Below are 3399 nucleotides of genomic sequence, written 5' to 3' on the forward strand. Positions count from 1 at the left end.
GCCTACTTCGCGGCCGAGGCGTCGCGCACGTCGGCTTCGTAGCGCTCCAAGAGGCGAGCACGATTTGCGCCGGCCCACTTGGAGTCGTAGTCGATCAGCTTGATGTCCGTGGTCTTGATCTTAAGATCCGGGTTCACAAAGCCTGGGATCACCGATTCACGATGGGTCGCGCCGAGCGCCTTCTGGCCGGCATCGGTGAGGACCCAGTCGAGGAATTTCTTGGCCGCGTCGCGCTGAGCTTGCGGAGCGTTGGCGATCACGGCGACCGAGTTCAACTCATAACCGGTGCCTTCCTTGGGGAACGACACTTCGATCGGAAAACCCTGCTTGAGCGCCGCCTCAAGTCCGTGGGTAAAGGACTGTGAGATTGCTACTTCGCCCGACGCGACCATTTGGGTGAGCGAGCCTGCGGAACGCGAGTATTGCAAGACGTTTGGATCGGTCGCCTTGAGGATTTCAAAGGCTTTGTCCTCCCCGTAGATCTGTACCATGGTGGCCAGAACCACCGAGGCCGTGCCGGAGGAAGCCGGATGGGTCAGAACGACTGCCCCCTTGAAGACCGGATTGGCGAAGTCTTCCCAACTGGTGGGCGGTTCGCCACCGAGTTCGGCCAGATATTTGGGATTGTAAAAGAACGCGATCGGCGAGATTGCCATTGGCGTCCAACTATTATCTTCACTGCGGAACTTGGCATCGACCTTGTCGATATTGGCTGCAGTGTGAGCCTCGAGCAAGCCTTCGCTGGCGGCTTGGATGAAGAGGTCAGCAGTCCCCGCGAGCCACAGACCAGCTTGCGGGTTCGCAGCTTCAGCCCTTACGCGCGCCAGCACTTCACCGGCGCCCATGCGGACAAAGTTCGCTGAGATTCCGGAGTCGGCCTCAAATGCCTTGAGCACCGATGCACAATCGTCTTCAGACATTGGGCAATAAGCGGTCAAATCCTGCGAATAGGAAGCTGTCGTCGATAGCGCCAGAGCGACGCCTAGCGACAGAAAGATTGTACGAACTTTGGTCATGTTTCCCCCTCACCAACCCCCAACCAACGGGAGTCCGATACGATATGCATTTAAACTACAGACAGTCAATATCTTTGGAGTTTTACTACAAACCAGCGCTACCGCTGCCCCGGTGGCAGCGCTCCAGCCTCAACCGAACTAGGCCTTCCCGCGCAACAACATCAAATAGGACCATAGCCGGTCATGCACGCGGCCGGACCGGTGACGTCGCCGACGGCAAAGATGCTTGCAGCACCAGTGCGCATCTGCGCATCGCTTCGATGAAGCCTTTGCTGTCGAGTGTGACGCCGACCATAGCCAGTGGCAGCGCCTCCGCGGAAGACCGCCTGCCGGCCGATTGCAGGATCAGGTCGTAGCGCCTCACACCGGCGCCCTCGCCTCTCGTCGTGACGACTAGTGCATCGGTCAACGAGGCGCTCAGCCACTTCTTTGATCGCCGCGACGTGAAGCAACGCCTTGGAGGGGATTCAGCCGACATTGCGGCACATACCGCCAACCGCGGCGGCGTCGCAACAAGGCAGAAGCTCTGCCAAGGTTCAATACGCTCGCAAGTTATTGCAGAATCTGGTTTGCTATCTTATGTGTAGACAATACGACCCACGTGGTTTGAAAGCGCATTCTAGGGGCCTCCAGGACGTTGACGGACCAAGAAACAAACACCGAATTGGCCGATACAATCGAGTTGGACGGCAACGGTCCGATTTACAGGCAGATCGAACGGGCCGTGCGGGCCGAAATCATGAGCGGCCGGTGGCCCGCCGGCCACCGCATTCCTTCCGAGCATACGCTGCTTGAAAAGTTCTCGACGACCAGGGCAACCGTCAGCAAGGCGCTGTCCAAGCTCACCGAAGCAGGGCTTTTGGAACGCAGGCGCAAGCAGGGAACGCGCGTTGCGCAAACCACTGAATCACATGCGGTGATCGGCTATCTCGACATCCGGCAAGACATCGAAGCCAAGGGCAGGACCTATGCCTACCGGGTCGTCGGCTCGTCCCTTATCACTGCCGGCGCAGACACGCCCTTCTGGCCTGAGGTGGAGGCAGGCACGCCATTGCTGCGCCTTCATGCCGTGCATAGCGGCTTCGGCAAGCCGGAAGTGCTGGAGGAACGACTCATCAATTTGCAGGCGGCCCCGGACGCAGTGCATGCGGATTTCGAGGCCGAGACGCCAAACATCTGGCTACTCGCCAGGCTTCCCTGCACGCGGCTCCGTCACACCATCCGCGCCGAGATCGCAACTGCAGGACAGGCTGCGCAATTGGGTGTCGCGGCAAACGCGCCGCTGCTGGTGTCACTTCGGCAAACATGGGCTGACGCCATGCCGGTCACCTGGGTAAAATTGATCTACCCTGCCGACCGCAACGAGTTTGTGGGCGAGTTCAACCCTCTTCAACCGTGAGCACAGCAGACCAAATGGACGGCGCGTCGGTGGACTTCAAAGAGCTGGCTCGCAGAAACCGCGAGGCAATCTTCAATCAGGTTGGCGACAGCAGCATCGTATTGGTGACGACCCAACCACACCATGTCTTTTACTGCAGTGGCTATAGAAGCATGGGCTTCGATACCAGCTGGCTGCTCAAGATGGCAGTGGTCTTCGTTGCAGACGACTGGATTCTCGTCGGCCCCAAAGCCGACCTCTGGTCCGCCGCCGAGGCTGTCGGCGAGGATTTGCGATACTTTTGCTATGGCAACTTCTTCTTCGACGACGGGGAACTGCGCGAACGCAAAGGCACTGATGTCGTCGAGTTCGCTACGTTCGATGAAGCACTGTCCGCTGCCATCACCCAACTAGCCGGCGGCAGGCACAAGCTCGCCATAGACAGCGGGCATGGGAACTCCCCCAAGCTCGTTTCGGCACAAGGGCTGCAACTGATCGACACGCGCGCGACCGCAGCCTTTTTCCGCGACGCCCGTGCGATCAAGAACCCACTCGAGATAAGCCTTCTGCGCAGCGCTTCCGCGATAACCGAAGTCGCTCTTGGCAACGCACTGCGCGATGCCAAGCCGGGCATGATGGAATACGAGATTGCCGCCAGGATATCTTCCGAGATGATCTCGCAAGGCGGCTTGCCGGGTTTCGTGGTCGTCACCTCGGGGGAACGTAGCGCGCTTGCCGATGCCTATCCCACCCGGCGGCGGATCGCCGCCAACGACATCGTCCGCATTGATGTCGGCGCCACCTTCGGCGGCTACTGGTCAGACACCGCGCGAACCGCCTTCATCGGCGAGCCGGGCAAGGATGTGCTCTCGGCCTTTGCGGCAGCCTCGATGGGCCACCGCAAGGCTTCCGACATGGTTGCCCCCGGAGTGACCACCGATGCGCTTTTTCATGAGGCCGTGGCAGCCGTCCGCCAGGCCGGGCTGCCACAATACAAGCGTCACC

General features: G+C 59.9%; 4 protein-coding genes. 2 read left to right on the forward strand and 2 right to left on the reverse strand.

From position 1 onward, the window contains the following. Positions 1–2: 2 nt before the first annotated feature. Together AC1DUU_RS26880 and AC1DUU_RS26885 are read right to left on the reverse strand one after the other, a co-directional pair. Positions 3–920: an ABC transporter substrate-binding protein gene (locus tag AC1DUU_RS26880; RefSeq protein WP_476786407.1), complete on the reverse strand. Its 918-nt coding sequence runs from the start codon at positions 918–920 to the stop codon at positions 3–5. 277 nt (positions 921–1197) lie between these two features. Next, on the reverse strand, positions 1198–1425 hold the full coding sequence (locus AC1DUU_RS26885; RefSeq protein ID WP_476786408.1) for a hypothetical protein: 228 nt from the start codon (positions 1423–1425) through the stop codon (positions 1198–1200). 255 nt (positions 1426–1680) lie between these two features. Between AC1DUU_RS26885 and AC1DUU_RS26890 the strand changes: the two genes are divergently transcribed. Beyond that, positions 1681–2415, forward strand: coding sequence for a UTRA domain-containing protein (locus tag AC1DUU_RS26890; RefSeq protein WP_476786409.1), 735 nt, complete (start codon positions 1681–1683; stop codon positions 2413–2415). Positions 2416–2567: 152 nt separating this feature from the next. Then, on the forward strand, positions 2568–3399 hold an 832-nt coding region (locus AC1DUU_RS26895), incomplete at its 3' end, for a M24 family metallopeptidase (RefSeq protein ID WP_476786410.1).

The sequence above is a fragment of the Aminobacter sp. P4_H6_2 genome, from assembly GCF_056400805.1.

Excerpts from the sequence above, each read along its gene's own strand:
- AC1DUU_RS26880 (WP_476786407.1), bottom strand. The coding sequence starts at position 920 with ATGTCTGAAGACGATTGTGCATCGGTGCTCAAGGCATTTGAGGCCGAC.